At 68.5% G+C, this 23905-nt stretch carries 26 protein-coding genes; 15 read left to right on the top strand and 11 right to left on the bottom strand.

The window, feature by feature from the left end:
* The first annotated feature begins 134 nt into the window (after window positions 1–134).
* Entirely contained in the window at window positions 135–650 is a 516-nt protein-coding gene (locus ACSQ9I_RS25240; protein ID WP_436314891.1) for an Lrp/AsnC family transcriptional regulator, read from the top strand.
* Here ACSQ9I_RS25240 and glmU read toward each other — a convergent pair.
* Window positions 604–2040: a bifunctional UDP-N-acetylglucosamine diphosphorylase/glucosamine-1-phosphate N-acetyltransferase GlmU gene (glmU, locus tag ACSQ9I_RS25245; protein ID WP_436314892.1), complete on the bottom strand. Its 1437-nt coding sequence runs from the start codon at window positions 2038–2040 to the stop codon at window positions 604–606. The genes ACSQ9I_RS25240 and glmU overlap by 47 nt on opposite strands.
* Between glmU and ACSQ9I_RS25250 the strand changes: the two genes are divergently transcribed.
* On the top strand, window positions 2039–2929 hold the full coding sequence (locus ACSQ9I_RS25250; protein ID WP_436314893.1) for a DUF6279 family lipoprotein: 891 nt from the start codon (window positions 2039–2041) through the stop codon (window positions 2927–2929). The genes glmU and ACSQ9I_RS25250 overlap by 2 nt on opposite strands.
* Window positions 2930–2993: 64 nt before the next feature.
* A complete protein-coding gene (locus ACSQ9I_RS25255) occupies window positions 2994–3926 on the top strand; it encodes a hypothetical protein (protein ID WP_436305393.1) in 933 nt (310 codons plus the stop codon).
* On the opposite strand, the gene ACSQ9I_RS25260 is transcribed toward ACSQ9I_RS25255, so the two are convergent.
* Both ACSQ9I_RS25260 and ACSQ9I_RS25265 read right to left on the bottom strand, forming a co-directional pair.
* A complete protein-coding gene (locus ACSQ9I_RS25260; RefSeq protein WP_436314894.1) occupies window positions 3911–5209 on the bottom strand; it encodes a hypothetical protein in 1299 nt (432 codons plus the stop codon). The genes ACSQ9I_RS25255 and ACSQ9I_RS25260 overlap by 16 nt on opposite strands.
* A 117-nt stretch (window positions 5210–5326) precedes the next feature.
* Window positions 5327–6097 (bottom strand): Crp/Fnr family transcriptional regulator, encoded by a 771-nt coding sequence (locus ACSQ9I_RS25265; RefSeq protein ID WP_436314895.1) that lies wholly within the window; start codon window positions 6095–6097, stop codon window positions 5327–5329.
* Window positions 6098–6188: 91 nt separating this feature from the next.
* On the opposite strand from ACSQ9I_RS25265, the gene ACSQ9I_RS25270 reads away from it, so the two are divergent.
* Window positions 6189–6593, top strand: a complete 405-nt coding sequence (locus ACSQ9I_RS25270; protein WP_436314896.1) for a BLUF domain-containing protein — start codon at window positions 6189–6191, stop codon at window positions 6591–6593.
* Window positions 6594–6611: 18 nt separating this feature from the next.
* On the opposite strand, the gene ACSQ9I_RS25275 is transcribed toward ACSQ9I_RS25270, so the two are convergent.
* Window positions 6612–6932: a DUF2917 domain-containing protein gene (locus ACSQ9I_RS25275; protein WP_093104125.1), complete on the bottom strand. Its 321-nt coding sequence runs from the start codon at window positions 6930–6932 to the stop codon at window positions 6612–6614.
* 138 nt (window positions 6933–7070) lie between these two features.
* Between ACSQ9I_RS25275 and ACSQ9I_RS25280 the strand changes: the two genes are divergently transcribed.
* Complete coding sequence (locus ACSQ9I_RS25280; RefSeq protein WP_436305398.1) at window positions 7071–8054, top strand: LysR substrate-binding domain-containing protein; 984 nt, start codon at window positions 7071–7073, stop codon at window positions 8052–8054.
* Window position 8055: 1 nt separating this feature from the next.
* Here the strand turns inward: ACSQ9I_RS25280 and ACSQ9I_RS25285 are convergent, their stop codons facing one another.
* Window positions 8056–8673, bottom strand: coding sequence for a 5-formyltetrahydrofolate cyclo-ligase (locus tag ACSQ9I_RS25285; RefSeq protein WP_093104122.1), 618 nt, complete (start codon window positions 8671–8673; stop codon window positions 8056–8058).
* A gap of 9 nt (window positions 8674–8682) precedes the next feature.
* Between ACSQ9I_RS25285 and ACSQ9I_RS25290 the strand changes: the two genes are divergently transcribed.
* From ACSQ9I_RS25290 to otsA, 7 genes are all read left to right on the top strand, one after another.
* The gene (locus tag ACSQ9I_RS25290) at window positions 8683–10704 is read left to right on the top strand and encodes a transglycosylase SLT domain-containing protein (protein ID WP_436314897.1); all 2022 of its coding nucleotides are present in this window, start codon (window positions 8683–8685) and stop codon (window positions 10702–10704) included.
* Complete coding sequence (locus tag ACSQ9I_RS25295; RefSeq protein ID WP_436305401.1) at window positions 10704–11264, top strand: MgtC/SapB family protein; 561 nt, start codon at window positions 10704–10706, stop codon at window positions 11262–11264. Before ACSQ9I_RS25290 ends, ACSQ9I_RS25295 begins: the two co-directional genes overlap by 1 nt.
* An 85-nt stretch (window positions 11265–11349) precedes the next feature.
* The gene (locus tag ACSQ9I_RS25300) at window positions 11350–12033 is read left to right on the top strand and encodes a glutathione S-transferase family protein (protein ID WP_436305402.1); all 684 of its coding nucleotides are present in this window, start codon (window positions 11350–11352) and stop codon (window positions 12031–12033) included.
* A 41-nt stretch (window positions 12034–12074) separates the two neighbouring features.
* The gene (locus tag ACSQ9I_RS25305) at window positions 12075–13331 is read left to right on the top strand and encodes a multifunctional CCA addition/repair protein (protein WP_436314898.1); all 1257 of its coding nucleotides are present in this window, start codon (window positions 12075–12077) and stop codon (window positions 13329–13331) included.
* Between the two features lie 64 nt (window positions 13332–13395).
* Window positions 13396–14157 carry a trehalose-phosphatase gene (gene otsB, locus ACSQ9I_RS25310; protein WP_093104113.1) on the top strand — a complete coding sequence of 254 codons (762 nt, stop codon included), beginning with the start codon at window positions 13396–13398 and terminating at the stop codon, window positions 14155–14157.
* Window positions 14154–16079 carry a glycoside hydrolase family 15 protein gene (locus ACSQ9I_RS25315; protein ID WP_436314899.1) on the top strand — a complete coding sequence of 642 codons (1926 nt, stop codon included), beginning with the start codon at window positions 14154–14156 and terminating at the stop codon, window positions 16077–16079. Before otsB ends, ACSQ9I_RS25315 begins: the two co-directional genes overlap by 4 nt.
* Window positions 16080–16104: 25 nt before the next feature.
* Window positions 16105–17490, top strand: coding sequence for an alpha,alpha-trehalose-phosphate synthase (UDP-forming) (gene otsA, locus ACSQ9I_RS25320; protein WP_093104110.1), 1386 nt, complete (start codon window positions 16105–16107; stop codon window positions 17488–17490).
* On the opposite strand, the gene ACSQ9I_RS25325 is transcribed toward otsA, so the two are convergent.
* The gene (locus ACSQ9I_RS25325) at window positions 17487–17804 is read right to left on the bottom strand and encodes a hypothetical protein (RefSeq protein WP_436314900.1); all 318 of its coding nucleotides are present in this window, start codon (window positions 17802–17804) and stop codon (window positions 17487–17489) included. The two genes, otsA and ACSQ9I_RS25325, sit on opposite strands and share 4 nt — an antisense overlap.
* 182 nt (window positions 17805–17986) lie before the next feature.
* Between ACSQ9I_RS25325 and ACSQ9I_RS25330 the strand changes: the two genes are divergently transcribed.
* On the top strand, window positions 17987–19519 hold the full coding sequence (locus ACSQ9I_RS25330) for a PLP-dependent aminotransferase family protein (protein WP_436314901.1): 1533 nt from the start codon (window positions 17987–17989) through the stop codon (window positions 19517–19519).
* Here the strand turns inward: ACSQ9I_RS25330 and ACSQ9I_RS25335 are convergent.
* Together ACSQ9I_RS25335 and ACSQ9I_RS25340 are read right to left on the bottom strand one after the other, a co-directional pair.
* On the bottom strand, window positions 19492–20418 hold the full coding sequence (locus tag ACSQ9I_RS25335; protein ID WP_436314902.1) for an ROK family protein: 927 nt from the start codon (window positions 20416–20418) through the stop codon (window positions 19492–19494). The genes ACSQ9I_RS25330 and ACSQ9I_RS25335 overlap by 28 nt on opposite strands.
* A gap of 4 nt (window positions 20419–20422) precedes the next feature.
* Window positions 20423–20617, bottom strand: a complete 195-nt coding sequence (locus tag ACSQ9I_RS25340; protein ID WP_093104104.1) for a DUF2905 domain-containing protein — start codon at window positions 20615–20617, stop codon at window positions 20423–20425.
* A 117-nt stretch (window positions 20618–20734) separates the two neighbouring features.
* On the opposite strand from ACSQ9I_RS25340, the gene ACSQ9I_RS25345 reads away from it, so the two are divergent.
* Window positions 20735–20959 carry a hypothetical protein gene (locus ACSQ9I_RS25345; RefSeq protein ID WP_436314904.1) on the top strand — a complete coding sequence of 75 codons (225 nt, stop codon included), beginning with the start codon at window positions 20735–20737 and terminating at the stop codon, window positions 20957–20959.
* 28 nt (window positions 20960–20987) lie between these two features.
* Here ACSQ9I_RS25345 and ACSQ9I_RS25350 read toward each other — a convergent pair whose 3' ends face one another.
* The gene (locus ACSQ9I_RS25350; RefSeq protein WP_436314905.1) at window positions 20988–21527 is read right to left on the bottom strand and encodes a helix-turn-helix transcriptional regulator; all 540 of its coding nucleotides are present in this window, start codon (window positions 21525–21527) and stop codon (window positions 20988–20990) included.
* Window positions 21528–21673: 146 nt separating this feature from the next.
* Entirely contained in the window at window positions 21674–22468 is a 795-nt protein-coding gene (gene hisN / locus ACSQ9I_RS25355) for a histidinol-phosphatase (RefSeq protein ID WP_436293587.1), read from the bottom strand.
* 117 nt (window positions 22469–22585) lie between these two features.
* Between hisN and ACSQ9I_RS25360 the strand changes: the two genes are divergently transcribed.
* On the top strand, window positions 22586–22972 hold the full coding sequence (locus ACSQ9I_RS25360; RefSeq protein ID WP_436314906.1) for a DUF5329 family protein: 387 nt from the start codon (window positions 22586–22588) through the stop codon (window positions 22970–22972).
* Between the two features lie 22 nt (window positions 22973–22994).
* Here ACSQ9I_RS25360 and ACSQ9I_RS25365 read toward each other — a convergent pair whose 3' ends face one another.
* Window positions 22995–23885 (bottom strand): TauD/TfdA dioxygenase family protein, encoded by an 891-nt coding sequence (locus ACSQ9I_RS25365; RefSeq protein WP_436314907.1) that lies wholly within the window; start codon window positions 23883–23885, stop codon window positions 22995–22997.
* Between the last annotated feature and the right edge of the window lie 20 nt (window positions 23886–23905).

Raw genomic sequence — 23905 nt, forward strand, 5'->3', positions numbered from 1 at the left:
AACTCCTGAGGATTGAAAGCCGAGGCTGATCCTAAGCAGCTCGGCTTGCAATTGGCGATCAAATTCATTCAGTTTTTGCTTGATTATTTCTTCACTGATAGTGATTGACTGATTATTTCAATATCATCGCTTCGGTGAAATCAATCGATCTCGATTCATTCGACCTGCAGCTTCTGGACGCCCTGCAGCAGGATGCCTCCCAAAGCAACCAGTCGCTGGCCGAGCGCTTCAACATCTCCGCCCCCACCTGCCTCCGGCGAGTGCGGCGGCTGCGCGAGGCTGGCTGGATCGAGCGCGAGGTCGCGATCCTCAGCACAGAGCGCGTCGGCGCACTGCTCACCGCCGTGATCGAGGTCTCGCTGGATCGCCAGGACGCCGCTGCCCTCGACGCGTTCGAAGCGCGCGTGACGCCGGACGATGCCGTGCAGCAGTGCTACCGGGTTTCGCCGGGGCCGGATTTCGTCTTGATTGCCACCGTGCGCGACATGCCCGGCTACCAGGCGCTCGCGCAGCGCCTCTTCACCATCGATGCCAATGTGCGCAACGTGAAGGCCTTCTTCAGCTTGAAGCGGGCGAAATTCACTTCGCGCGTGCCTCTGCCGATCAGTCCTTTGGCGCCTTCGTCGGGCGCTGCCAGTTCGCGAAGCTGACCTGCCGCGCGCGCGCCACCGTCAAGGCGCCCGGCTCGGTGCTCTTGGTCACGGTCGAGCCGCCGCCCACCGTGCCGCCGGCGCCGATCGTGACCGGCGCCACCAGCACGCAGTTGCTCCCCACGTGCACGTCGTCGCCGATCACCGTGCGGTGCTTGTTGGCGCCGTCGTAGTTGGCCGTGATGCTGCCGGCACCGTAGTTGACGCGCGCGCCGACCGTGGCGTCGCCCAGGTAGGCCAGGTGGTTGGCCTTGGCACCGGCAGCCAGGGTCGAGTTCTTCACTTCGACGAAGTTGCCGATGTGCACTTCGGCGCCCAGGCGGGCACCGGGCCGCAGCCGCGCGAAGGGGCCGATGCGCGAACCCTCGCCGACCGTCACGCCGGCCTTCTCGCCGTCGATGTGGGTGAAGGGATGGATCACCGCGCCGGTCTCGATGCGCGCGTTGGCGATCACGCAATTGGCACCCACGCGCACGCCCGCCCCCAGCGACACCGCGCCTTCGAAGACGCAGTTGACGTCGATCTCCACATCCGACTCGCAAGCCAGGGTGCCGCGCAGGTCGAAGCGCGCCGGGTCCGCGAGCCGCACGCCCTGCGCCATCAGCGCATCGGCCTGGCGAAGCTGATAGGCCCGCTCGAGCGCGGCAAGCTGCGCCGGGCTGTTGACACCGGCCACCTGCAACGCGTCGTCGGTACGGTGCGCGACCACGGGCACGCCATCGATGGTGGCGAAGCCGACCACGTCGGTCAGGTAGTACTCCCCCTGCGCGTTCTTGTTGTCCAGGCGTGCGAGCCAGGTCTTCAGCAGCTGGGCCGGCACCGCCATCACGCCGCTGTAGATCTCGCGGATCGCGCGCTGCGCCTCGTTCGCGTCCTTCTCTTCGACGATCGCCAGGACTTCGCCGTCGCCGTCCTGGGCCGCAGGGGCCCGCACGATGCGGCCGTAGCCGGTCGGATCGTCGACCCGGATCGTGAGCAGCGCGAGCCGGCGCCCGCCGCTTTGCGCCACCAGCGCGCGCAGGGTGGCCTCGCCGATCAGCGGCACGTCGCCCGACAGCACCACCACCGTGCCGTCGTCGGGCAGGAGCGGTGCGGCCTGCTGCATCGCGTGGCCGGTGCCGAGCTGCGGCACCTGGCGCGCGAACAGGGGCACCCTGCCGCTCGCGCCGCTTTCTAGCGCGGCTTCGACATCGGTCGCGCCATGCCCCGTCACGACCACCACGTGGCGCGCGCCGATGCGCTGGGCGGTGTCGACCACGTGCGAGACGAGTGCGCGCCCGCCCAATCGATGCAACACTTTGGGCAAGCTGCTCTTCATGCGCGTGCCCTTTCCGGCCGCCATGATGACGACGTCGACCGGTTCCTGGTTGTCCTGCGGAGTCTTGTTCATGCCTCTTTCCCGAATGCGGATGCGTTGCGCAAAGCTGGCGCGAATTATCGGCGTGCTGCTCGTCGCCTCCGCGCTGGCCGCCTGCAGCGCGATCAAGCTGGCCTACAACAACCTGCCCGCATTCAGCTACTGGTGGCTCGACGGCTACCTCGACTTCGACGGCGCGCAGTCGCCGCGCGTGCGCGACGAGCTCGTGCAGCTCCTGGCCTGGCATCGCCAGAACGAGTTGCCGAAGATCGTCGCGCTGCTGCAGAAAGCCCAGGCCCTCGCGCCCGGCGATTTCACGCCGGCGCAGGCCTGCGAGATGGGCGAGGAGGTCCGAGCGCGCATGGTGGCAGTGGCGGAGCATGCCGAGCCCGCCGGCGCCGATCTCGCCCTGCGCCTGGGCGACGCGCAGTTGCAGCAGCTCGAGCGCAAGTACGCCAAGATCAATGCCGACTACGGCAAGGACTGGCTCGAACGCAGCCCCGCCCGCTGGCAGGAGAAGCGCTACGAGCTGCTTCTGGATCGCAACGAGGACTTCTATGGCCGGCTCGATCCGTCCCAGCGCGAGCTGCTGAGGCAGCAGGTGGCGCAGTCGGCGTTCGATCCGCGCTTGATCGACAGCCAGCGCAGGAAGCGCCAGCAGGAGACGCTTGCCCTGTTGCGCCGCTTCCAGGCCGAGAAGACGCCGCCGGCCGAAGCGCGCGCAGCCATCCATGCCTACGTGCAGCGCATCGCCGACCCACCGCCCGGGCCGGCTCGCGACCGGCAACGGGCGCTGCTGCAGGAGGGCTGCCGCAACATGGCGGCGCTGCACGAGCGCACCAGCGCGTCCCAGCGCGAGCAGGCGGCACGGCGGCTCAAGGCCTACGAACGCGACCTGGTCGAGCTGATGGCCGCGCCATGATGTCTTGCCGCATCGACCTATAGAACATTTGTTTACACTCGAGCGCGATCAACTGCGACCCTCCATGAACATCACGCTCTGCACGCTTTTCGAACGGAACTACCACTTCGGCGTCGCGGCGCTGGCGAACTCGCTGATCGCCGCGGGCTACACCGGCGAGCTGTGGGTCGGCTACCGCGGTGCCCTGCCGGGCTGGATCGTCGATTCGCCGGCCTTCGACCGCGCCACCGGCCGCCTGCAGGCAGCGCCCGGGCTGGTGCTGTGCATGCTGGAGCTCGACACCCCGCTGCACTTCACCTACTACAAGCCGACCTTCATCCGCGAGATGCTGGAGAAGCATGCGCCGCAATCGGATGTCGTGGCCTACATCGATCCGGACATCGTCGTGAAGTGCGACTGGCCCGCGCTGACCGGCTGGTTCACCGAAGACGGGATCTCGCTGGCCGAAGACGTCAACTGGTGCTTCCCTGCGCGGCATCCCAAGCGGCTGCTGTGGGCGCGCTTCTTCGAACCGCACGGCGCCACGCCGCGGCGCGGGCTCGACCGCTACTACAACGCGGGCTTCATCGCGGTCTCGCGCGCGCATCTCGAGTTCCTGGACCTGTGGCGCCGCCTGTGCGACCTGGTGGTGGCCTACAACGAGCATGCCAAGGAGCTCAAGGCCGGCGGTTCCGCCGCCTTGTTCCATTCGACCGACCAGGACGCGCTGAACTTCGCCCTCACCGTCTGCGAGGCGCCGCTGAACACGGCCGGGCCGGAAGCCATGGATTTCGCGCCCGGCGGCTACTACCTTTCGCACGCGGTCGGCTCGGTCAAGCCCTGGCATGGCGGCCACATCCGCCAGGCCCTGCGCGGAATGCCGCCCTCGGCCGCGAGCAAGTGGTACTACCGCTTCGCCAACGCGCCGATCAAGGCGTATTCGGACGGCGAGCTCGCCAAGCGCCAGCTCTCGCTGAAGATCGCCGCCGCCATCGGCCGGGTCTACAAGCGCGCCTGAGCCTCGTCGACGGCGTCCTTGCGCCACTCCAGCCAGCGCACGGCCAGGAGGAAGTACTGGTAGCCGAAATTGGCCAGGCTGGTGGCAATGCCGAAGCCGAGCACCGAGCGCAGATCGCTCACGCCCACCAGCCGCAGATAGAGGATCTGGGTGATCAGCGTCACCGCGATGCTGTAGGTCTGGCCCGCGGTCGCGCCGCGGACCGACAGGGTGCGGAAGGCAAAACCCGAGGCGTTCATCAGGATCGAGGCCAGGAACACCATCCACACCAGCGGCGTCATGCTGGTGTACTGCTTGCCCAGGAGCAGGATCCAGTACTGCGGGAAGAAGAAGGAAGTCAGCAGGACCAGGGCGCCCATGGCGAAATAGGCCACATGGGCCTGTGCCACGATCGCGCCGAGGCGCGCGCCCACCGGCGCTCGCGCGATGGCCGGGAACAGCAGGGTGTTGGTCACCCGGTCGACCACGATCAGCACCATGGCCAAGCGGCCGAAGGCGCCGACCTCGGCCATCATGCTGGCGGTGCCGAACAAGGACACCAGGAACACGGTGATCACGCCCTGCACCTGGTAGAAGATGGCCGGCAGCACCAGCGGCTTCGCGATCCGCAGCACCTGGGCGTCCACCTTCTTCGTGTCGGCCGCATCGAGATGGGCATCCGGCAACTGCTGTGTCCTGAAGGCCTTGCGGTACAGCATCACGCTGACGAAGCTCGCCGCGGCGGTCGCCGCCACGATGCCGGTCACCGACCAGGACGTCGCGGGCAGCAGGAGCACCACGCCGACGAAAGCGATGCGCACGCAATGGGACGAGAAGGCGATCCGGTTCAGGGTCGGGATCTGGCCGAGGATCAGCAGCACCGTGTTGGCGTAGTGCTCCCTGAGCGCCAGCAGGACGACGGCGACCATGAGCAGCGACGCTGTGAGATAGGCCCACCCGGCCCACGCATGCTGCTGCGAGGTATAGAACCAGTAGGGCCCGATCACGGCCAGACCCAGCGCCAGCAACAGCCAGCGCTTGCGGAACACCTGGTGGCAGACGCCCACGACCCACGGCACTTCGCCCGCGCGCTGGCCGACGATGGGCAGGGTGCAATGGGCGAGCCCGAGGTCGGTGATGCCCAGGATCAGCGTCATGCACGCGACCAGGAAGGTGTAGGCCGCGTACTGGTCCTTCGGCATCACGTTGACGATGAGCAGGCCGGCGATGCCGCCGATGGCCACCCCGAAAGTTTCGACGCCGCCAACCATGGCGACCTGGCGCAGACGGGACAGGAGTTTCACAGGGGCAGCGCAGTCAGGGGGTTGGCCGGCGGCTGCCGGGTCGGGGCTCGTGCCCGGGATTTCCGGGCGGGGCCTCTACGATACGCGATGGCCGTGACCAAGGCCTGTTAACAGGCCCTAGATCAGCGGCGTGGGCCGCAGCGGCCGCTCGAAATAGTCGCCCAGCGTCTCGAGCACTTGCGGCTCGAGGATGCGCAGCCATCCGCTGTCGAGCTTGTAGAGCCCGCGCTGCTGCAGCCGCCGCAAAGTCTTGTTGGTGTGCACCAGCGACAGGCCCAGTGCATCGGCGATGTGCTGCTGGTTGAACGGAAACACGACCCAGCCCTCGCGGGCCATGCCGACGCGTTCGGCGCGGCGGTAGAGATGCATCAGCAGCATCGCGACCCGCTCGGCCGCGTTGCGCCGGCCGGCGGTCACGAGGTTGTCGTCCACCATCTTTTCCTCGCGCGCCGCCAGCCACGTGATGTCGTAGCCCAGCTTGGGCTGGCTGTGAAACAGGTCCCAGAGCTGGTCGCGCGCAAAGACGCACAGCGTGACAGCGGTCACCGCCTCGACGCCGTGCGTGTGACTCTCGGCAAACTCGTCCTGCAGCCCGATGAAGTCGCCCGGCAGCAGGAAGCTCAGGATCTGCCGCCGGCCGTCGCTGAGCGTCTTGAAGCGAAAGGCCCAACCGGAATAGAGCGTGAACAGCTGCGCGCTGGGGCGGTCTTCCTCGACCACGGGCCGGCCAGCATCGACGACGCGCGTGCCCGTGCGGAAGGACTGGATGGCATGCAGTTCCTCGGGTGATACGGGCAGGAAAGCGGGGTTCCGGCGCAGGCCGCACTCCTCGCACGGATGGGCGCAGCGCGGCGGATGGACAGGGGCCGGATAGTCCTCGAATTTCACCGACCCACTATAGGCCTTGCGCCTATGTCTTTTCACATTTCGCGCGCTGTTCGGCGCACCTACACTGCGCTCGCTTCCAACCCGCGACCGAATGACCGAACTCCACGAGATCCTCTATTGCAGCCTGCTGGCACCCGGCCAACCCACCGAAGTCGTGGGCCAAATCGTGACTCGGGCGCGAGCCCGCAACGCAATGGAGGGAATCACGGGACTGCTGGTGTTCGACGGCATGCGCTTCTGCCAGCATTTCGAAGGCCCGCGAAAGCAGGTGCTGGGCCTGCTGAACCGCCTGGAGGCCGACCCGCGGCACATCGAGATGCGCGTGGTCTATGAAGGCGGACTCTCGAAACGCCGCTACCAGCGCTTCGAGATGGGCCTGGCCCAGACCGAGGACGTTGAGGAAGGCGAAGACCTCGCCATCCTTCAGCAACTCGACGGGGCCGAGGCGCTGGAGCGCTTTCTGGCGCTGCGCCCCCGCCTCGACATTGCTGGATAGCCGGCAAGCCCCGAAGGGCTAGGCCGTCGCGACATCCCAGCTGTAAGTGGCGCCGTGGCTGTCCCAGGGCTCCATCACGATGCGCTCGCCGGCGGCGACGGCCAGCGTTTCGCCCGGTGCGAGCACCAGGTCTTCGCTGCCCCAGACATCGGTGGCATCGCGCGTGACCCACACCCGGCCTTGCCGGATGCGCAGGATGCTCGCGCTGGAGGCTCTGAGACTGGTCGCCTCGCCCGCGGACAGCTGCCATGCACCCCGGCGCACGGCCGGCGGTACGGCAGCCGGACGTGCCAGGGCCGGGGACGGGAACGTAGAGGTGGTGGTGCAAGCGGCGGACATGTGAGACTCCTGTAGAGGGTTTTCTCCGAAACGCAATTGCGCGCTTCGGGAATGAATGATCGGCGCTTCCCCGTTGGCGGTCCAATGAAAACGCGGTAGCCTACTGATTCCGCTTTCGCATCAATCCAGCCTCACCCCATGCAGCATTCCCAGACCCATCTGCGCTCCCGCCCGATCTCGGCCGGTCACCTGCGCGCCTTCGAGGCCGTGGCGCGGCACCTGAACTTCCGCGCCGCGGCGGAAGAAATGGCGCTGACCCAGTCGGCCGTGAGCCGGCAGATCCAGTCGCTGGAAGAAGAGGTGGGCGTGAGCCTGTTCCTGCGCCATACGCGCGCGGTCGAGCTCACGAGCGCCGGCGCCCAGTTGTTGCTGGCGGTGCAGCAGTCGCTGCCGCGCATCGACGGCGCGGTGCGCCAGATCCGGCAGAGCGCGGGCCGCAAGAGCGTGTCGCTCACGACTTTTGCCTCCTTCGCCTCGATGTGGCTGATCCCGCGGCTCGAGGCCTTCCAGCGCGACAACCCCGAGATCGACATCCGCATCGACGCCACCGACACGGCGCTGGACATGGACCTCGCGGACATCGACATCGCGCTGCGCTACGGCCCCGGCGAGAGCATGCCGGCCGGCGCGGTGCGGCTCTTCGGCGAAACGCTGACGCCGGTGGCGAGCCCCTGGCTGATCAAGAGCAACCCCGCGATCAAGGCGCCGGCCGACATCGCGCGTTTCGCGCTGATCGAGGCCGGCGATGCGCACCGCACGCACCTCGAATGGCTCACCTGGCGCCGCTGGTTCGAAGTCAACGACCTGCATCGGGCGCAGCCCAAGCGCTGGCTCTATTTCAACTACGCCTACCAGATGGTGCAGGCCGCGCTCACCGGCCAGGGCCTGGTGCTGGCACGCAGCTCGCTGATCGCCGAGAGCCTGGCCAACGGCGACCTGGTCGAGGTGCTGCCGCAGCACCGCATGGATTCACCGATGGCCTACTGGCTGATCGTCGGTCCGCGCAACGCGCAGCGGCCCGAGATCAGGGACTTCTGCGACTGGCTGCAGTCGCAGGCCGCGGTCACGCGCGAGACCATCGGCGAAGTGCCGGACCCCGACACCGTCGATCAGCTGGACTGAATCAGCCCGCCGGCCAGACTACGCCGTTGTCGTTGAGGATGGCGTCGAGCGGCAGATCGTGCGCCTCAGGCTCGAACTCCTCGATGTAGCCGTTCGTGAAGCCGAGCCCCACGGTGAAAGGCCGCGGCTCCAGCGCCGCCAGCGTGCGGTCGTAGAAGCCGCCGCCGTAGCCCAGGCGGTAGCCGCCGGCGCTGTAGCCCAGACAGGGCACGAACAGCAGCGTGGGCACGATCAGCTCGGTGTCCTTCGGCTTCGGAATGTTGAAGGCGTCGTTCTCCATCGGGCAGCCCGGATACCACGCGCGAAAGGTCAGGATCTTGTGGACGCGGTCGACCACCGGCAGGCCGATGCGCCGGCGGTGCGGCTCGTCCAGCAATTCCCCGTCTTCCTTCCAGCGGTGCAGCGCGGGTAAGGGATCGAACTCGCCCTTAATCGGCCAGTAGGCGCCGATCACGGTGTCGGGCCGGCCGACCAGCCAGATCCGCATCACGCGCTGCAGCAGGTCGGCGCGCGCGAGGCGGTCGGGCATGGCGAGGCGCTGCTCGATCAGCGCTTTTCGCAGCTGTTGCTTGAGAAAGTTGGCAGTTGCCGAGGTGTCGGCACCCTTTGACTTGTCCATAATCGCCCGATGCAGTTTGCAAGCATTTTGGCACCCGCGCCCCGCCGGCCCCGCGCGCCCTTCTCCACCCTCGTTCTTTCGCTCGTCCTCGCCACCGCGGCACTGCTGCAGCCGGCCTGCGCGCAAAACCGCGACGACGACGTGCTGGTGCAAATGAAGCAGGCCTTCCAGCGCGGCGACAAGGCGCGTCTCGCGGCCCTGCTGCCGCAGGCAAGAGGCCACGCGCTGGAACCCTGGGCCGCCTACTGGGAGCTCAAGGCGCGCCTTCAGGAAGCGAGCGCCTCCGAGGTGCAGGACTTCTTCTCGCGCTACGCCGGCACCTACCAGGAAGACCGTCTGCGCAACGACTGGCTGATGCTGCTCGGCCAGCGCCGCGACTGGGACGGCTTCGCCACGCTGCACCCGGCCTACCGCATGAACGACGATGCCCAGGTGCGCTGCTACGCCATCCTTGTCGAAACGCTGCGCGGCGGCAACGCCTCCAAGGCGCAGGCCGACGAAGTCCGCCGCAACTGGCTGGGCCAGCGCGAGCTCGACGACGGCTGCCTGACCGCGGCCGACCGCATGATCGCGGCCGGCCAGATGTCGCCCAACGACGCATGGAAAAAGGCGCGCCTTTCCATCGAGGCCAACCGGCCGCAGGCGGCCCGCGCCGCGATCCTCCTTGCCGCGCCCGATGCCGTCGCGCAGTTCGACGAGCTGAATGCCAGCATGGCCAAGTTCCTGACCGGCCGCGCCTTCGTCGCCACCAAGGCGCGCAAGGAGCTGGTGGTGCTCGCGCTGATCAAGATGACCATCGCCGACCCGGACATGGCGGCCTCCCAGCTCGAGAGCAAGTGGGGCCCGATGCTGACGTCGGAGGAGCGCAACTGGCTCTGGGGCGCGATCGGCCGCCAGTACGCCGTCAAGCTCTCGCCGGCGGCGGGCGGCGCCTTCGCGAACGTCACGAAGAACGGCGATCTCTCCGACGACATGCTGGCCTGGAAGACGCGCGCCGCGCTGCGCAGCGGCCACTGGAAGAACGTGCAGGCCGCGATCGATGCCATGAGCGAATCGACGCAGCAGGATCCGACATGGATCTACTGGAAGGCGCGCGCCCTCCACGCCCAGGGCGGTGACGAGCGCCGCGCCCAGGCGCGCGCGCTGTTCGAAAGCATTGCCGGCACGCGCGGCTTCTACGAACTGCTGGCGCTCGAAGAGCTGGGCGAGCGCGCCACCGTGCCGACCCGCCCGGCGCCGCTCACGGCCGAAGAAAAGGACGCGGCACGCAACAACCCGGCGCTCAACCGCGCTCTCAACGCGATCGCGATCGGCCTGCGCCCCGAGGGCACGCGCGAGTGGAACTACGCGACCAACCTGCACGACAAGGGCGGCATGGGCGACCGCGAACTGCTGGCCGCGGCCGACCTCGCCTGCCAGCGCGAAGTGTGGGACCGCTGCATCAACACCAGCGAGCGCACCAAGGGCATGATCGATGTCGAGCAGCGCTACCCGATGCCCTTTCGCGACACCGTGGTGCGCAAGAGCGAGGAGATCGGCCTCGACCCGGCCTACGTCTACGGCCTGATCCGGCAGGAAAGCCGCTTCATCATGGACGCGCGCTCGGGCGTCGGCGCCTCGGGCCTGATGCAGGTGATGCCCGCCACTGCGCGCTGGACTGCCAACAAGATCGGCCTCGCGGGCTTCACGCCCGGCCAGATCAACGACCGCGACACCAACATCACCATCGGCACCAACTACCTCAAGCTCGCGCTCGACGACTTCGACGGCTCGATGGCGCTGGCCGCCGCGGCCTACAACGCCGGCCCGGGCCGGCCGCGCAACTGGCGCAACGGGCCGGTGATGGAAGCGGCCATCTGGGCCGAGAACGTGCCCTTCAACGAGACCCGCGACTACGTCAAGAAGGTGCTCGCCAACGCCACCAACTACGCGGCCCTGATCACCGGCCGGCCGCAATCGATCAAGGACCGCCTCGGCAACGTAGGCCCGCGCGACGCCGCCGAGCCCGAGCCCAACAAGGACCTTCCCTGATGGCCTGGTGGGACGAAGCCGCAAGCACCATCGCGGCCGAGTTCTCGGACGTCGGCGACGTCGCCCAGTTCACGCGCATCCTGGTGCGCCTTTTTCTCGCGGCGGTGCTGGGCTTCGCGCTCGGTTTCGAGCGCGAACAGCACGGCAAGGCCGCCGGGGTGCGCACCCACATGCTGGTGGCGATCGGCTCCGCGCTCTTCGTGCTCGTGCCTCAGCAGACCGGCATCGTGCCGGCCGACATGAGCCGCGTGATCCAGGGCCTGGTGGCGGGCGTGGGTTTTCTCTGCGCCGGCACCATTCTCAAGCAGGGCCGGGACGAACGGCACGTGGAGGGCCTCACCACCGCGGCCGGCCTCTGGATGACGGCCGCCATCGGCATGGCCAGCGGACTCGGACGCGAGGTGACCGCGATACTCAGCGCCCTGCTGGCGCTGGCCGTGCTTGCGCTGGTGCCGCGACTGGTGGAGCTGATCGAGCGGATGATCGGCCCGCCTCCCGGCGGCGGTGCGAACGGGAAACCCCGCGTGATCGCCTCGCCCGACGACGAAACCAGGCGCTGAGCATCAATGGCGCACGCCTTCGGCATCAATCGCGCGCTGCCCAGCCGCTAGCATCGAGGGCTTTGCAGCAACCTGGAGGACCGCGATGCCCAAGCTCTACATCGGCAACAAGAACTACTCGTCCTGGTCGATGCGGCCATGGGTGCTCATGAAGCAGGCCGGCATCGCGTTCGAGGAAGTCATGGTGCCCTTCGACGACTTCGATGCCGACTCGCACTTCAAGAAGACCATCCACGCGATCAACCCGACCGGCCGCGTGCCAGTGCTCGTGGACGGCGCCACCATCGTCTACGACACGCTGGCGATCTGCGAATACCTCGCCGAGAGCCATCCCGACAAGGCCCTCTGGCCGCGCGACATGGCCCAGCGCGCGCATGCGCGCAGCATCTGCGCCGAGATGCACGCAGGTTTCGGCGCACTGCGCACCCACTGCGGAATGAACATCGAGGCGGACCTGCGTGAGCAGGGCCGGATCATCCTGCGCGACAAGCCGGAGGTGGGTGTCGACCTCGCGCGCATCGTGCAGATGTGGAGCGGCCTCCTGGAAACCCATGGCGGGCCGATGCTGTTCGGCGAGTTCGGCATCGCGGATGCGTACTTCGCGCCGGTCGGCGTGCGCATCAGGACCTTCGGCCTGCCGGTGCCTGCCGCGATCACAGCCTATATCGAGCGCGTACAGCAGCTTCCCGGCGTGAAGGCCTGGATCGATGAGGCGCTGGTCGAGAAGCGCTTCGTCGTCATCGACGAACCCTACCGAATCGAGCGCTGAGCGAGATCCGGCATGAGGGGCCAGCACCTAAACTGCGTCCCATGCAAACCTATCTCGTCGGCGGCGCGATCCGCGATGCGCTGCTGGGCCGGCCCGGCAGCGATCGCGACTGGGTCGTGGTCGGCGCCACGCCCGAAGAGATGGTGACCAAGGGCTTTCTGCCGGTGGGCCGCGACTTCCCGGTGTTCCTGCACCCCAAGACGCGCGAGGAATACGCGCTGGCGCGCACCGAACGCAAGAGCGCGCCCGGCTATCGCGGCTTCACCATCCATGCCGCGCCCGACGTCACGCTCGAGCAGGACCTGGCCCGGCGCGACCTGACGGTCAACGCGATCGCGCTGCCGGCAAACAAGGCCGCCAGCGCCATCGACACAGCGCACCTGATCGACCCCTTCCACGGCCGGCACGACCTTGCGCAGAAGCTGCTGCGCCACGTGACCGATGCCTTCCGCGAGGACCCGGTGCGCATCCTGCGCGTCGCACGCTTCGCGGCCCGCTTCACCGACTTCGAGGTCGCCCCCGAGACCATGGCGCTGATGCGCGAGATGGTCGCGGCCGGCGAAGTCGATGCGCTGGTGCCCGAGCGCGTCTGGCAGGAGCTCGCGCGCGGGCTGATGGAAGCCAGGCCCTCGCGCATGTTCGAGCTGTTGCGCGATTGCGGGGCATTGGCCGTGCTGCTGCCCGAGCTCGACCGGCTGTGGGGCGTGCCGCAGCCCGAAGCCCATCACCCCGAGGTCGACACCGGCCTGCACCTCATGATGGTGCTCGACATGGCGGCGCGGCTCGAGGCGCCGCTGGCGGTGCGCTTCGCCTGCCTGGTGCACGACCTCGGCAAGGGCAGCACGCCGCCCGAGGTACTGCCGCGCCACATCGGCCACGAGCAGCGCGGCGCGGAGCTGCTGCAGGCTGTGTGCGAGCGCTGGCGCGTGCCGGTCGAGCTGCGCGAACTGGCCGAGGTGGTGGCGCGCGAGCACGGCAACATCCATCGCAGCGGCGAACTCAATGCGACGGCGCTGGTGCGGCTGCTCGAACGCTGCGATGCATTTCGCAAGCCGGAGCGCTTCGAACAGGCGCTGCTGGCCTGCGAATGCGACGCGCGCGGGCGGCTCGGGCTCGAGGACAGCGCCTACCCGCAGCGCGAGCGCCTGCTGGCGGCACTCGGCGCGGCGCAATCGGTCGAAACGGAGCCCATTGCACGCGACGCACAGCTGGCGGGTGCAGCGGGCCCGAAAATCGGCGAGGCAATCGCCCGTGCGCGGGTTGCCGCCGTTGCAGCTGCGCTTCCGCCGCGCGCCTAGAAAACCGATTTGCGGTCTTGGCCGACGCCCCCCACTGCCCGAGTCTGCTATGGTTTTCCCCTAAATGCAGACGCCCCCCCGCCTCACACCAGACGCTGCCCTGTTCCTCGATTTCGACGGCACGCTCGTGGCCATTGCCGAGACGCCCGAAGCGATCGAGGTGCCGACCTCCCTGGTCGCTCTGCTCGACGACCTGCACGACCTGCTGGGCGGCGCGCTGGCGGTCGTGTCCGGCCGGCAGATCGACGTGCTCGACCGCTTCCTTGCACCGCTGCGCCTGCCGGCCGCCGGCGAGCACGGCGTGCAGCGCCGCGATGCCGAGGGCCGGATGCAGGAGCAGCGCGCACCCGACCTCAGGATGGTGCTGGACGTCGTCAACGAGCTCGCGCGCGTCTACGAAGGCCTGCTGGTGGAACGCAAGCATGCCGCGATCGCCCTGCACTACCGGCTCGCGCCCCAGCTCGAAGCCGTCTGCCGCGACGCGCTGCTGCGCGCGATCGACGGCCAGCCGCAGCTGGAGCTGCTGCACGGCAAGTTCGTGTTCGAGGTCAAGCCCGCGGGCATCAACAAGGGCGTCGCGATCGATGCCTTCCTGCGCGAAGCGCCCTTCGCCGGCCGCATGCCGGTCTTCGCCGGCGACGACACCACCGACGAAAGCGGCTTCGCCATCGTGCAGCCGCGCGGCGGCGTGGCGATCAAGGTCGGATCGGGCCCCAGCCTGGCGCTGCACCGGCTGGATTCCCCGCGCGCCGTGTTCGAATGGCTGGTCCAGGCACGCGATCTGCTCGCGGGACCGGAATCCGACACGGAAGGAAAACCTGCATGACGACGAATCTGAAAGAGGTCGCCGCGCCCGAAGACCGCGCCGGCGAGTCGATTGCCGGCGCCGCCGGCGCGAGCGACAAGGCAGCGCCGCATCCCGAGGTGCTGGACGCACCCGCTGCCCGCCGCGGCTTCGTTGCGCCGGCCAACCCCTCGCTGAAGCTGGGCGTGATCGGCAACTGCGCCTTCAGCGCGCTGGTCGACGAGCGCGGCCGCATCGTCTGGTGCTGCCTGCCGCGTTTCGACGGCGAGCCGGTGTTCAACGCGCTGCTGCATCCGGGCGAGGATGCGAGCGCATGGGCCATCGAAATCGAGGACTTCGCATCGGCCAAGCAGTGGTACGAGCCGAACACCGCCGTGCTGCGCACCCAGCTCTTCGACAGTGCGGGCCAGGGCCTCGAGATCACCGACCTGGCGCCGCGCTTTCACAGCCGCTCGCGTTATTTCAGGCCGCTCACAATCGTTCGCCGCGTCAGGCCGATCCAGGGCACACCGCGCATCCGCGTCTCGCTGGCCCCTCGCTTCCAGTGGGGCGCGACGGCGCCGACCATGACGCGCGGCAGCAACCACATCCGCTATGTGGGGCCCGACTTCGCGTTGCGTCTCAACACCGACGCCCCGGTCTCGCACGTGCTTTCGCGCCAGCCCTTCGTGCTGTCGCGCGAGCACAATTTCGTGTTCGGCGCCGACGAGACGCTGACCGACGGCATCGCCGACACGGCGCGCCATTTCGAGCAGGAAACCATCGCCTACTGGCGCACCTGGAGCAAGCGGCTCGCGATCCCCTTCGAGTGGCAGGAAGCGGTGATCCGCGCCGCGATCACGCTCAAGCTCTCGCTCTACGAGGACACCGGCGCCATCGTCGCCGCCATGACCACCAGCATTCCCGAGGCGCCGGGCAGCCAGCGCAACTGGGACTACCGCTTCTGCTGGCTGCGCGACGCCTTCTTCGTGGTGCGCGCGCTCAACAGCCTGTCCGAGGTCGGCACCATGGAGGACTACCTGCGCTGGCTCAGCAACGTCGTGATCGGCTCGCACGGCCAGCACATCCAGCCGCTCTACGGCATCGGCCTGGAGCGCGAACTGCCCGAGTCCTTCGTCGAAGGGCTGGCCGGCTACCGCGGCATGGGGCCGGTGCGCGTGGGCAACCAGGCGCAGGAGCACTTCCAGCACGACGTCTACGGCAACATCGTGCTCGGCGCCTCGCAGGCCTTCCACGACCACCGGCTGCTCAGCCGCGCCGGCGTGGCCGAGTTCCCGCACCTCGAAGCCGTGGGCGAGCAGGCCATCCGCGTCTACGGTACGCCCGATGCCGGCATGTGGGAGCTGCGCACGCGCGCGCGCGTGCACACCAGCTCGGCGCTGATGAGCTGGGCCGCCTGCGACCGGCTCGCGAAGGTGGCGCGCGCGCTCGGCCTGCCGGAGCGCGCGGCCTACTGGCACGGCCACTCCTCGCGCATGCACGAGGAGATCCTCACCAAGTCCTGGTGCGAGGAGCGCCAGGCCTTCGCCGAGAGCTTCGGCGGCCACGAGCTCGATGCGAGCATCCTGCTGATGGCCGAGGTCGGCCTGATCGATGCGCGCGACCCGCGCTTCATCTCGACCGTCGAGGCCATGGAGAAGTCGCTCTGCGACGGCCCCTACATGCGCCGCTACGAGGCGGCCGACGATTTCGGCAAGCCCGAGACCGCCTTCAACATCTGCACTTTCTGGCGCATCGACGCCCTGGCCAAGATCGGCCGCAAGGCCGAGGCGCGGCAGATCTTCGAGACCATGCTGGCGGCACGCAATCCACTGGGCCTGCTATCGGAAGACACGCACCCGGTCACGGGCGAGATGTGGGGCAACTTCCCGCAGACCTATTCGATGGTGGGCATCATCAATGCGGCGGTGCGGCTGTCGGCTCCCTGGGATTCGTGCATTTGAAACCGGCCGCGATCACAAGGAGCCCATGAGCCGTCTCGTCGTCATTTCCAATCGCGTTGCCGATCCGCGCAAGCCCGCGGCCGGCGGGCTGGCCGTGGCGCTTGGCGAAAGCCTGCAGCTGACCGGCGGCCTGTGGTTCGGCTGGAGCGGCACCATCGTCGAGAACGGCCCGACCGGCGAAGGCGATATGCACCGGCAGCAGGCCGGCAAGGTCACGCTCGCCACCCTCGACCTCGGCCGCGAAGACCACGACAGCTACTACCTCGGCTACAGCAACGACGTGCTGTGGCCGGTGTTCCACGACCGGCTGGACCTGGCCAACTTCGAGGCCAGCTTCATCGGCGGCTACCGGCGTGTGAACCAGCTGTTCGCGCGCAAGCTGCTGCCGCTGCTGCAGGACGACGACATCATCTGGGTGCACGACTATCACCTGATCCCGCTCGCGGCCGAGCTGCGCGCGATGGGGTGCAGGCAGCGCATCGGCTTCTTCCTGCACATCCCGCTGCCGCCGCACATCATCATGGCGGCGGTCCCGCAGCACGAATGGCTCATGCGCTCGCTCTTCGCCTACGACCTGATCGGCTTCCAGGCCCAGCAGGACGTGCAGCATTTCGAGCAGTACGTGCGCAACGAGGCCAACGGCGCCTTCATGGGCAACAGCATCTACCGTGCGTACGGCCAGACCGTGCGCTGCGGCGCCTTCCCGATCGGCATCGACGTCGACGAGTTCGCCGCGCTCACGCATGCCAAGGAATCGCGCGACATGTACGAGACCATGAAGCGCGAGTACTCGAGCCGGCGCCTGCTGCTGGGCATCGACCGGCTCGACTATTCCAAGGGCATCCCGAACCGCGTGCGCTCCTTCCGCGAACTGCTGGCCAACTACCCCGAGAACCGCCGCAGCGCGACCCTGATCCAGATCGCCTCGCCCACGCGCGAGACGGTCGACGCCTACGCCGACATCCGGCGCGAGCTCGAATCGCTGTGCGGCGCCATCAACGGCGACTACGGCGAGCTCGACTGGATGCCGGTGCGCTACATCCACCGCATGGTGGCGCGCAAGCGCGTGCCGGGGCTGTGCCGTGCGGCCGCGGTCGGACTGGTGACGCCGCTGCGCGACGGCATGAACCTGGTGGCCAAGGAATACATCGCCGCGCAGGACCCGGCCGATCCGGGCGTGCTGGTGCTCTCGCGCTTCGCCGGTGCGGCCGAACAGTTGAAGGAAGCGCTGCTGGTGAACCCCTACGACACGCACGGCACCGCCGAGACCGTGCAACAGGCGCTGCAGATGCCGCTGGAAGAGCGCCGCGAACGCCACCAGAAGCTGCTGGCGCGCATCCGCGAGCAGGACGTGCACTGGTGGCGGCGCAGCTTTCTCGAGGCGCTGCGCGCGGCCGAGAGCGTGCGCTAGCTCGCGAAGAGCAACTGCACCAGCCGCGCGACGCGCGAACTCACGGCCGGCACCGCGGGCGCCGCTTGCGGCACGCCCCTGAGGCGCACCGGCGTCAGCGCCGTGACCTCGATCCAGCCGCCGCGCCCGGCAAGGTAGGCCTCGCCTTCGTCGAAGCTGTTCTCCACGCTGAACACGGTGTCGCCGAACCAGGACGGCGGCGACACGATGCGCACGCGGCCTTCCATGACCAGCAGCGAGGCGCCCGCATCGACCGCCAAACGCAGCGATTGGCCGGGCTCGAGCCGCGTGGTTTCGGAATGATCGCTGGTCATGGCTGGCCTCTTTCGATGCAGAGTGGGGATGGCTGAATCGTAAGCAGCGGGCTGCCGCAAAAACAGGCACAGCCAAGGGCAATCGGAAGCGCAACAGTGGCGCTCCGAACCCATCTGTTATGGTCGTTTTCCCCCGCATCTGCATCTGTTTTCCCTGCCCTCATTGCCGGAGCATCGAAGCCATGGACTCACCCCCGCTCTACCGGCAGCTGGCCACGCACTACCTCGACGCGATCCGCGCCGGCTCGCTCAAGCCCGGCGACAAGCTGCCCTCGCTGCGGCGCCTGATGCGCCAGCACGACATCAGCCTCTCGACCGCGCTGCAGCTGTGCCGCGCGATGGAGAGCGAAGGCTGGGTCGAGGCGCGCGAGCGCTCGGGCTACTTCGTGCGGCGCCCGCGGCGCCTGTCGATCGCGGCCATGGACGAGCCCGCGGCCGACCGGGCGCCCGACCCGGCGCAGTACGTCGGCATCCACGCCAAGGTGTCGGACTTCGTGGCGCGCCGCCGGCAGATCCCCGAGAAGCTCAACCTCTCCATCGCGCGCGGCGCGCCGGAGCTCTATCCGGCCGAGGCGCTGCGCAGCGCCATGACGCGCATGCTGCGCCAGCACCCCGGCATGCTGGCGGTCGCCGCGCCGCTGAAGGGTCATCGCCAGTTCCGGGAGGTGCTCGCCCAGCGCAGCCTGCGCGTGGGCATGACGATCTCGCCGGAGGACATCCTGGTGACCAACGGCTGCATCGAGGCGCTCAACCTCGCGCTGCGTGCCGTGGCGCAGCCGGGCGACACGGTGGCCGTGGAGTCGCCCACCTTCTACGGCCTGCTGCAGGTGCTCGAGAGCCTGGGCATGCGCGCGCTGGAGATCCCGACCAGCCCGCAGACCGGCATCTCGATCGAGGCGCTGGAACTCGCGATCCGCACCTACGACAACATCAAGGCCGTGGTGGTGGTGCCTCACTTGCAGAACCCGCTGGGCAGCGTGATGCCCGATGCCCACAAGGCGCGGCTCGCGCAGCTGTGCGAGCAGCACGCGATTCCCTTGATCGAGGACGACACCTACAGCGAGCTCATCGATGCGCAGATGCCGCCGCGCGCGCTCAAGTCCTGGGATGCGAGCGGCAACGTGATCCATTGCGCCTCGCTGCACAAGATCCTCGCGCCCGGCCTGCGGCTGGGCTGGATCGCGGCCGGGCGCTGGCAGGCGCGCGTGGAGATGCTCAAGTTCGCGCAGACGCGCAACAACGAGGGACTCTCGCAAGGCGCGGCCGGCCTGTTCATGGCCACCGGCGCCTACGATCGCCACCTGCGCCATCTGCGCAACTGCCTGAAGACGCAGCGCGAGCAGACCGCCGATGCGATCGCGGGCTACTTTCCTGCAGGGACCCGCATCAACCTGCCACCCGGCGGGCTGCAGCTGTGGGTCGAGCTGCCCGAGCGCCTCTCCTCGTCGCGGGTCTTCGATGCGGCGCTGGCCGAGCGGATCGTGGTGGCGCCCGGCACGCTGTTCTCGAACTCCTCGCGCTTCGACCACTACATGCGCATCAACTGCGGTTGGCCCTACGGCGAGACGGTCGATGCCGGCCTGCGCCGCCTGGGCCAGATCGTCGAGACGTTGAGCCGGGGCGCAGGGAAGGCACAGACGACTCGGCCATCGCCTGCACCCGCCTGGTCGCCTGAGGCGCGCCGGCTTCAGTCGAGCAGCGCCAGCGCCGCGTAATCACCCACCTTGTCGCCCAGCCCCGCGGGCACCAGCACTGCACCGCGCGTCAAAGCGACCAGCTTGCCGTCGACCTGCGCCTGCAGGCGCGGCAGCAGGAAATCGCGGTTGTTCCAGAACACGCTGCCGCCCAGGCTGATGCGCTGCAGATCGAGCGTGGCGACCAGGTTGTAGAGCATGCGGCCCATCACGCGGCACAGCGCATCGGTGGTGGCCAGCGCCTGCGGATCGCCCGCGGCTGCCGCGGCGAAGAGATCCGCGGCCGGATGCCCGAAGCGGCGCGCGATCGAGTTGCCGGCGGCCAGGCCCTCGACGTCGCCGACATTGCCGCAGCCGCACAGCGCGTTGCTGTCGTCGTCGACCACGAAGCTGTGGCCCGCATGGCCCGCGTTGCCGTTCTTGCCGTGCAGGATGCGGCCGTCGACGCACAGGCCGACGCCGACGCCGGTGCTCCAGGTGACGTAGGCGCAATGGTCGGCGCCCTGCAGCGCGCCCCAGCGGCGCTCGGCCTCGAGCGCGGCCACCGCGTCGTTCTCGACCCGCACATGAGCGAAGCGCCGCTTGAGCGGCGCCTCGACGATCGCCGTCATCCAGTTGTTGGGCAGGCCGCGCGCCGGACCCGCGATGCCGCCGCAGATATTGGGCGTGGCGAGTTCGACCATGCCGTCGCGCAGCACGAAGGGTCCGGCCGAGGACACGCCCACGCGGTCGATCGAATCGGCGGCGATGCCCTGCTCGGCGCAGATCTCGTCGATGAGCCGCAGGATCTGCAGCGCCACCGCATCGTTGTCGCCGGTCTTGGCGGTCGGTTCGCTGCGCCGGCCGATCAGCGGGGATGCGCTGTCGGCCGACAGGCTCACGGCCACCTTGGTGCCGCCGATATCGACACAAGCTCTCATCGAATCAAATCCACTTTGCGATCAAGGCTGCGATCGTGCTGAGCACCACCGTGCTTCCGATCGGCAGCTGCCATTCGCGCCCGAAGGCGCGGAACTCGAAGTCGCCGGGCAGGCGCCCGAAGCCGTAGCGCCGCAGCCACTCGGTGAGCCCGCTCATGAGGACCAGTGCGAGTACGACGACGATCAGCCAGCGAATCATAGGAAGAGTCTAGCTCTGCCGGCAAGAGGCCGTTGGACATGCATGCATGACGCAAAACTGCAAGACGGCGAGGCCGTGCCTTCGGATCATCGAAGCTCTTTTCAGAAGGAGCACACCATGTTCGAAACCACCCTCCGCATCGGGCTGGCCGGCCTGCTGTGCGTGCTGGCCGCCGGCATCGGCGGTTGCGATGCGCGGGGCACCATTCATTCGGCAGCCCAGGCCACCGAGGCCTGGAGCGACCACGGCAAGGTCATCGTCTGGCAGGGCATGGAGGAGCCGCGCGAACGCACATCCGCCGCGCGGACCGAAGGCGCGGGTGGCCCTGTCAACGATCTGTGAGGAAGGCGCGGTGGCCGCAGCCGGCTTCTCAGGCCGCCAGCCGCAAGGCCGGCGGCATGACCGTGCGATGCGCGAACACCGAACGCAGCGCGGCCGCAGCCCCGCCGCCGTCGCGCAGATGGCGCGGCGTCACGCCGGCGGTTTCGCCGAAAACGCGCGTCATGTGCGCCTGGTCCGCAAAGCCGTGTTCCGCGGCCACCTGCGCCAGCGGCATGCCGTCGGCGATCGCGCAGGCCGCGCGCTGGAAGCGCACCAGGCGCGCGTAGGTGCGCGGCGCCACGCCGAGACAACGCCGGAAATCGCGCTCGAGCTGGCGCCGGCTCACGCGGTGCCGGCGCGCCAGCTCGTCGATCGGCGTGTCGGCCGCGTCGAGCAGCGACATCGCCGCGGCGGCCGCGCGCTCGACCTGCCAGCCCAGCGGGCGGCGTTCGCCAAAGCGGGTTTCGAGCCAGCGTCCGAGGACCGCACCGCGCTCCTCGCCGGACGTCGCATCGATCAGCGCAATCAGGCCCAGCAAGGCCGGATGCCGCGAGGGCGGGATCGCCGCGTGGATGGCGTGAACTGACATCGAAAGAACTCCCGCGAGACCGTGAGGGGAGCATCGATTGTTCGGATCACGGCGCGGGTTGTCGTGAGGCGGCTGTCCCGGTTCGGCCCGTGCAGGCGCGTCGAAGCGACGAGCGGGTGGGACAAGGGTCCCGCGCGCCTTTCTTTTCAGCGGCCGCCTGCCGCGCCCAGCACCGCGAGCGCCTCCCGGTGCAGCGCCGGCGTGGCCGCGGCGATCACGCGGCCGTCGGACTGCAGGCCCAGCGGCTGGCCCTGCCAGTCGGTGATCACGCCGCCGGCCGCCTCGATCAGCCCGGCGGGGCCCAGGTAGTCGTAGGGCTGCAGGCCGGTCTCGACCACCAGGTCGATGGTGCCGCCCGCGAGCTGCGCGTAGCCGTAGCAGTCGCCGCCGAAGCGGCGCATCGCGCAGCGGCGGCTCAGCGTGTCGAAGGCCTGCCAGTCGGCGGCATTGAAGATGTCGGGCGAGGTGGTGACGATGCGCGCCTCGGCAACAGCGCTGCAGCTGCTCGCGCGCACCGCCTGCCCATTGCGCTCGGCGCCGAGGCTGTGCAGGCCGACCCAGCGTTCGCCGAGCACCGGCATGTCGATCATGCCGAGCTCGACGCGGCCGCCGCGCACCAGCGCGATCAGCGTGCCCCAGAGCGGCGAACCGGTGATGAAGCTACGCGTGCCGTCGATCGGGTCCAGCACCCAGACGCTCGCGGCGTCCACGCGCTCCAGGCCGTGCTCCTCGCCGAAGATGCCGTCGGCCGGGCGCTCCCGGCCGAGGATCTCGCGCATCGCGGTCTCGGCCGCGCGGTCGGCCTGGGTGACCGGACTCTCGTCGGCCTTGGCAATGATGTCGAGCGGCGTGCGGAACAGGCGCAGCGAATGCGCGGCCGCGGCGTCGGCCAGCGCGTTGGCGATGCGCAGATCGTCTTGCGAAGGGAGGTGGGAGCTCATGGCGCGAGAAGGCAAAAAAATAGATTAAACCTGACAGCAGGCTGCTTTGACGCCCCACGCCCAGCGCCGCTAGCATCGGCTGGACTTGCGTGACCCGCTCTTTGGAGTCCGATGCCAATGAACACACTTCGATTCCTGCAAGCCCTGCTGGCCGCGATGGCTTTTGCGCTGTGTGCGGCCAGCCCGGCCCACGCCACCCCCTCGGCCTCCGAGCAGAGGGTGATCGAGACCCTGATCCAGCGCGTTGCCAGCCAAAAATCGATGAAGTTCATGCGCAATGGCGAGGAGCACGATGCCACGGAAGCGGCGCAGCACCTGCGCGCCAAGTACGACCACTTCAAGGACAAGATCGTGACCGCCGAGGACTTCATCCGGCTGTGCGGCACGCGCTCCGAAGTGACGAAGGTGCCCTACAAGGTCCGCACGGCGGACAAGCGCACGCGCAACTCGAGCGATTTCCTGAAGGACGAGCTTCACCTGGTGAGACGTCAGGCCAAGGCCTGAAGCGCTTCGTCGCAGCCAGGCTTCAGAACGGCAGATCGCCCTCGATGGTCGTTCGGTAGAGCTTGCGTCGCAGTTCGTCGGGCGTGCCGGCGGCCAGGTGCATCAGCGAGCGGTTGTCCCAGAACACCAGGTCGTGCGGCGCCCAGCGGTGGCGGTACACGTACTCGGGCTTGACGCTGTGCGCGAACAGCTCGGCCAGCAACGCATCGCTTTCCTCCTGCGGCAAGCCGACGATGCGGGTGGTGAAGTGCTCGCTGACGAACAGCGCCTTGCGGCCGGTTTCGGGATGGGTGCGCACCACGGGCTGAACCGCGGGCGCGACCTTGTCGATCTGGGCCTGCGAGAGCTTGGGGCGCCACGGATTCTTGGCGCGCAGTTCCTCGTACTTGGCGAGGTAGCTGTGCTCGGCCTTCAACGGCAGGATGCGTTGCTGCATCTCGGGGCTCAGGCCCTCCCAGGCGAGATGCTGGTCGGCGAAGAGCGTGTCGCCGCCTTCGCTCGGCAGTTCCTGCGCGTGCAGCAGCGAGCCGAGGCTGGGATGGGGCTTGTAGGAAATGTCGGAATGCCAATAGGCGCCTGCGTCGCCGAGGCCGAGCGGCTCGCCGTCGGCCTTCTTGATGTTGGAGACGATCAGGATCTCGGGATGGCCCTCGAGATGAAACTGGTGCAGCACATGGATTTCGAGCGGGCCGAAGCGGCGGCTGAAGGCGATGTGCTGGTCCGGCGTGATCTGCTGGTCGCGAAACACGAGCACGTGGTGGTCCAGGTGCGCGCGGTGGATGCGCCTGAAATCGGCTTCGTTGATCGGCCTTCCGATGTCGAGGCCGACGATTTCGGCGCCGACCGGTGCATCGAAGGGGCGCACCTCGAAGTCCTGATGCGGCGCGGTATCTGCGGTCGGGGCGGCAGTCATGCGGCCCATTCTCGACGAAT

Origin of the sequence: Variovorax sp. LjRoot84 (assembly GCF_964254305.1) — a bacterium.
GTDB lineage: Bacteria > Pseudomonadota > Gammaproteobacteria > Burkholderiales > Burkholderiaceae_C > Variovorax.